Raw genomic sequence first — 5,805 nt, forward strand, 5'->3', positions numbered from 1 at the left:
AACGTTTCCTTAAGATACTGCGACCTATTAAAACCGGAAAGCTGCGGATAGCAGGAAAGGTCAGAATCGTCGAACCGGTAGTGCCCTCGGCGGCACGGGCGCTGATAAACAAAATCTAGGCTGAAATGTGGTTCCTGATTCGGTCAAGTCAGGTAGTAAAGGGTAAAATGAGGCAGGTGTATCAGCTGGAGGCAAAACTTAAGGCTGTAAAAGGGGTAAAACATGCTTCTCTGGCTAAATCTACTCTGGGCAAAGACATTTAGTTCAGGCATTTTCCTGGCCGTAGCGGCACCAGGACAGAATGCTGCACCGACTGCATTTAGGGTTTCGTCCCAGACAGATAGTTCTTCCAAAGGCAATAATCTTATGCGAAAAATCTGTCCAACTATTCCCGGGTATAACCTGTTGTAAATCTAATTCTATCTTATCCGGGTTGGAATTGGTGGTCAGGCCCAGTCTGGCAGCAATCCTTTTCATGTGGGTATCTACAACTATGGCCTGCTGTTCGAAGGCATTGGCCAGAACTACATTGGCGGTCTTTCTACCCACTCCCGATAGTGATGTAAGGTCGTCTATATTGGAGGGCACCTGGCCATTAAATTTTTTTATTATGTCCCCGGCGCAATTTTTTATGCTTTTGGCCTTATTTCTAAAAAAGCCTGTGGATCTGATTTCCTGTTCCAGGCGGGAAATATCAGCCTGGGCCAGCTCCGAGGGTGTTTGGTAGTGGCTGAATAAGTCAGGGGTTACTTTATTTACCTGCTTATCAGTGCTCTGGGCGGCCAGTATGGTGGCTATAAGAAGCTGAAAGGGGTTTTCAAAATTTAGTGAAGTGTCGTCGGCTTCCGGATACTGTTTCCTCAAGGTTGAAATTATTTTATCAATATTGTCTATAGCTGGTTTATACAGTCCTTGTTTGCTCATTTCCTGCCTTTCATTGATTTTAGATATTTTTTCATTTCTTTCCGGTTCATGGTGTTGGCTACATCACTGGACGTAAGCCATCCTTTACGGGCGGTGTTTATTCCGTATTTATAATCTTCCAGGCCGGCCAGGTGATGGGCATCGGGACTGATAAATATCTTTACCTTCTTATCCCGGGCGTATTTTACCAATCTCCAGTCCAAATCCAGCCGGTGGGGATTGGCATTTATTTCTATGGCTACCCCGTGGGCTGCTGCTGCATTTATGACCCTTATTATGTCCAATTTGTAGGGTTCGCGGGCAAGCAGTATTCTTCCAGTAGGATGGGCAAGTATGGTGGTATGGGGGTTTTCAATGGCCTTTATTACCCTGTTGGTCATGGCCTGCTCATCCATGTTGAAACTGGAGTGTATGGCAGCTATTACAAAATCAAACCCGGCCAGGATATGGCTGCTGTAATCCAGGTTTCCATCTGGTAGAATATCTGATTCTATGCCTTTAAAAATGCTGAAATCTTCAAACTCTTTTTCTATCTGCTGCAAATGAGATAGATATTTTTCTACATCTTTTTCCTTTACCCCATGGGCATAGGCTGCGGTCTGGCTGTGGTCGCTTATACCTGCATACTGCATACCCCTATCTTTTAGGAATTTACATACCTGGTCAATCCCAATATTGCCGTCACTAAAACTGGTATGGATATGAAAGAGCCCCCGGATATCGGATTCTTGGATCAACCGGGGCAGGATGCCATTTTTTGCTGCTTCAATCTCCCCCAGATTTTCTCTCAGTTCCGGAGGTATGTAAGACATGGAAAAAACCTTGAAAAGGTCTTCTTCACTGCTGCACTCTATCAACTTATCTTGTTCAAACAAGCCATACTCGTTCATTTTTATTCCCAGTTTTTTGGACCTGGAACGCATAGCAGTATTATGTTCCCTGCTGCCGGTAAAATGATGCAGGGCATAGGGGTACTGGTAGTCCTCCACTATCCTTAAATCTGCATTTATTCCTGATTTTAAGGTTATGCTGGATTTGGTCTCCCCCCTGGCAATTATATCCTTCTGGGCGGCAAAGGAGATAAAAAAATCCATGACCTCGGCCGGGCTGGTTGAACTGGCTACCAAATCTATATCCTTTACCACTTCTTTTTTTCTCCTCAGACTTCCAGCCATGCTGGCTCGAATAACCTGCGGGTGCCTGTTTAGCTCATCTAACAGCTTGGCGGCTTCATCTATGACTTCTGCATAAAGGAAATTGCCCCTGAATTTTTTTACTGTCTCTATGCCCTTTAGGATGTTTTGCTGGGTTTTGGACCCGAAATTGGGCAGGGCTGCTATAGTATTATTATTGCAGGCCAGTTCCAGCTCGGATATGCTTTCTATTCCCAGGCTGTGATAAAGGTATTTAATCTTGCGGGGTCCCAGGGTAGGTATCTTCAGCATTTCTACCAGTCCCGGGGGTATATCCTGCTTCAGCTGCTGGTACAGTTCAAACTGGTTGCCCTGAATCATTTGCAGAATCTGTTCTGCAATTTTTTTACCAATCCCTTTTATCTGTACAAGTTTTTCTATGCCAGGGTTGTCTGAAAGATTCAGAGTGGATGATTCCAGGGCCCTGGCTGCATTCTGGTAAGCCCTTATCTTGAAAGGATTTTCGTCTTTTAGCTCTAAAAGAGTGGCCGTTTCGGCCAGTATTTTACTGATCTGCTGTTTATCCATAGAAAGATGCCAATCTCTTTATAGCCTGGGATTTCTGACTTATTCCTATCTTGCTTTCCTTTACTGCCCGGTGAAGGATATCGATGGAGCGGTTATAATTTTCCCGGTCCACCGGATAGGGAATTCCATCCTTTCCCCCATGGGCAAAACTGAACCTTGCCGGATCCTGAATACTGTATTTGGCTCCATAAATCAATTCCGATATAAGGGCCAGAGCACGGACGGTCTTGGGGCCAACTCCTCTCAGGGAAAGCAGGGACTCAAAGTTTTTGGGTTTCAATTCATAGGTTCGGGCAAATATCTTGGAAAGCCGGGTAAAATCCATATCAGTTATTTTAATCTGGTGCCTGGCGGGAAGGCTGTATTTTTTTTCCTGGTAATCCTTTAGCAGCTTAACATCCTTTAATACTGCCGACGGTTTTTGCCGGGTTAGTTCAGCCATTACCTGTTTGGTATTTTGGCTGGTCCGGTGTACCAGATTCAGGGTAGGGTTTTTTTGGTCACAGCAAATTGCGGTATGGGGTTCGATAGTAAAATCAGATACTTTTTCTGACAACCAGTGGTATCTTCTGGCCATGCGGTTATTATCATTTAAACCCTGTTGGATTACAGACCAGTGTTTTCCATCGGCGGTAAAAAAGAAACAGTGGTGATACAGCTGGTACCCGTCCTGTATGGCGGAGCTGTCCACCTTGGCTACTATTTTGCTGTTATATACAAAAGAAGACAGATCCAGCCCCAGAGCATTGCCAGCGGTTTCAATCTCCTGGGGTGTTTTTCGGGAGGTAGCCCCTTTCCCGCCGGTAATATATAGGCCAAGGTCCTTTTCCAGCCCCTTGATTCCTTCTTTCAGCGCACCGCAGACGGTGGTGGTTACTCCACTGGAATGCCAGTCAAAACCTAAAACACAGCCCAGGGCTTGAAACCACAGAGGGTCAGACAGCCGTCCGAGCACTTCTGCCGGTCCGTATTCTGAAACCATCAGGCACACAATCTCCCGGGCCAATTTTTTCATCCGGTTAAACAGCCAATATGGAGCTTTACCCCCATGGAGGGGCAATTTCATTGAGCCGGTTTTCATAGATTCCTCCTAATTTAATGATACTATTTTAACATTGATTGGGGCAAAGGATAAATAGCTGCTTGTAATAATGATACTAATTATGTATCATTAGTTTGAGGTGAAAAATGAAACTTATAACCAGAGATACCGATTATGCAATAAGGGCTTTAGTTTATATGGCCAAGCACAGTAATCAGGACCATACTGTAAAACAGCTGGCAGAAATTCTGGATATACCCCAGCCTTTCCTGCGGAAGATCCTGCAGCAGCTGGCCAATGGAAACATACTGGATTCAACCAGGGGTAAGGGAGGAGGATTCAGTTTGGCCCGGCCGGCTGAAGATATTTATCTCCTAGATATAATGGATATATTTCAGGGAAAATTTGAGCTGCTGCAATGTATATTTAATAAAGATATTTGTGGCAATATAAAGGATTGCCTGTTACGGAAAAAAATAATGTCAATCAAGAATTATGTACAGAAACAGCTGGAAAATATAACCATAAAGCAATTAATAGAGGAGAAATGATGGCAAAAAGACAGATAATTAAGATAGATGAACAGAAATGTAACGGGTGCGGAGAATGCGTACCCAATTGTCCCGAGGGAGCCATACAGCTAATTGACGGTAAGGCCAGGCTGATCAGTGATCTGTATTGTGATGGGCTGGGAGCCTGTATTGGTGATTGCCCCCAGGAAGCTATAACTACAGAAATGAGGGAAGCGGAGCCTTATGATGAGAACAAGGTTATTAAGAATATCGTAAAACAGGGAGACAAAGTTATTAAAGCCCACCTGAAACATTTAAAAAGCCATGGCCAGAGCCAGTATTTAAAACAGGCCCAACAGTATCTGCACAGCCAGGGAATTAAGATAGAAGATGAACCTGATGATCTGGAGGCCCAGCAAGACAGCAAGAAGCCTGGAGAGGCAATATATTCGGGGTCATCAAAGCTGGGCAACTGGCCGGTACAGATAAATCTGGTACCTCCGGCGGCAGCATTTTTACAGGACTCAGAGCTTCTGGTGTCTGCAGATTGTGTGCCCTTCGCCTACCCTGGTTTTCACCAGTTACTGGAAGGCAAAGTTGTACTAGTGGGCTGTCCCAAGTTTGATGATGCCCAGGCTTATATGGAAAAATTCTTGCAGATATTCAACCAGAACAGGATCAAGTCGGTTACGGTAGTGAAAATGGAGGTGCCCTGCTGCAGCGGCATGGTAAGATTGGTTCAGGAGGCCATAAAGGCATCAGGCAAGACTATTCCTTTTGCCCAGATGACGGTTACGGTGAAGGGTGAAATAAAATAATTAAAGTTCTTCCCTTAAAGGAACGAAGGCTACCTGGCTTACCGCTTCCTTTTCAATGTTTTGCCCCTTCCTGGTTATTTTATACAGGGTCTGGTTAAAAGGAGAAGTACCTACCGGGATAATCATTATACCTCCGGGAGCAAGCTGTTCGGTCAGCGGGGGCGGTATCCTTTCGGGAGCGGCGGTAACTATTATTCGGTCATAGGGGGCATGTTCTTTCCAGCCATTATAACCGTTACCATGATAAAGGTATACATTGCGGTAGGTGATTAGAAGCTTTTGGGCCCGGGTATGAAATTCTTTTATGGCTTCTACTGAATAAACCTTCTGGGCCAGTTCAGCCAGAATTGCAGTCTGGTAACCGGAACCGGTCCCGATTTCCAGCACTTTTTCTTTTCCGTTTAATTGAAGCAGCTGGGTCATCAGGGCTACTATGTAGGGCTGGGAGATGGTTTGGCCGCTGCCTATAGGTAAAGGCCGGTCGTCATAAGCTTGGGCCTTATTTTTCAGGCCTGCAAATTTCTCCCGGGGGACTTTGTCCATAGCTTCTAAAACCCTGCTGTCTTCAATACCCCTGGAGATCAGCTGGTCATTAATCATTCTTCTTCTTTGTTGCTGGAGGCCGTCCATAATGAAACTTTTTATTTTTGGCTCTTTTTAAAAGTATTGTTGATTTTCCCTACACCACCTTTACAGAACAAGCTCCCAGCAGAAGAGCCCTTCTTGCTGCTTGCCTGGTTTTACCCTTCGCTACAGTATCAATAAACTCAAACCAGTGAAGGTAGTTA

At 44.9% G+C, this 5,805-nt stretch carries 7 protein-coding genes; 3 read left to right on the forward strand and 4 right to left on the reverse strand.

Annotated features, from left to right (window positions below):
• Positions 1-125: 125 nt before the first annotated feature.
• On the forward strand, positions 126-263 hold the full coding sequence (locus K9H14_08185) for a hypothetical protein (protein MCG9480163.1): 138 nt from the start codon (positions 126-128) through the stop codon (positions 261-263).
• Position 264: 1 nt separating this feature from the next.
• Here the strand turns inward: K9H14_08185 and nth are convergent, their stop codons facing one another.
• The 3 genes from nth to K9H14_08200 are packed head-to-tail and all read right to left on the reverse strand — an operon-like array spanning position 265 to position 3,726.
• Positions 265-924 (reverse strand): endonuclease III, encoded by a 660-nt coding sequence (nth, locus tag K9H14_08190; protein MCG9480164.1) that lies wholly within the window; start codon positions 922-924, stop codon positions 265-267.
• A complete protein-coding gene (gene polX, locus K9H14_08195) occupies positions 921-2,645 on the reverse strand; it encodes a DNA polymerase/3'-5' exonuclease PolX (protein ID MCG9480165.1) in 1,725 nt (574 codons plus the stop codon). Before polX ends, nth begins: the two co-directional genes overlap by 4 nt.
• On the reverse strand, positions 2,638-3,726 hold the full coding sequence (locus tag K9H14_08200; GenBank protein ID MCG9480166.1) for a DUF763 domain-containing protein: 1,089 nt from the start codon (positions 3,724-3,726) through the stop codon (positions 2,638-2,640). Before K9H14_08200 ends, polX begins: the two co-directional genes overlap by 8 nt.
• Positions 3,727-3,833: 107 nt before the next feature.
• Between K9H14_08200 and K9H14_08205 the strand changes: the two genes are divergently transcribed.
• Positions 3,834-4,238, forward strand: coding sequence for an Rrf2 family transcriptional regulator (locus K9H14_08205; GenBank protein ID MCG9480167.1), 405 nt, complete (start codon positions 3,834-3,836; stop codon positions 4,236-4,238).
• Positions 4,238-5,017 carry a 4Fe-4S binding protein gene (locus tag K9H14_08210; GenBank protein MCG9480168.1) on the forward strand — a complete coding sequence of 260 codons (780 nt, stop codon included), beginning with the start codon at positions 4,238-4,240 and terminating at the stop codon, positions 5,015-5,017. The genes K9H14_08205 and K9H14_08210 overlap by 1 nt, the downstream gene beginning before the upstream one ends.
• Here the strand turns inward: K9H14_08210 and K9H14_08215 are convergent, their stop codons facing one another.
• Positions 5,018-5,647 (reverse strand): protein-L-isoaspartate(D-aspartate) O-methyltransferase, encoded by a 630-nt coding sequence (locus K9H14_08215; GenBank protein MCG9480169.1) that lies wholly within the window; start codon positions 5,645-5,647, stop codon positions 5,018-5,020.
• Between the last annotated feature and the right edge of the window lie 158 nt (positions 5,648-5,805).

This window comes from Actinomycetes bacterium (assembly GCA_022396035.1).
GTDB lineage: Bacteria > Actinomycetota > Humimicrobiia > Humimicrobiales > Humimicrobiaceae > Halolacustris.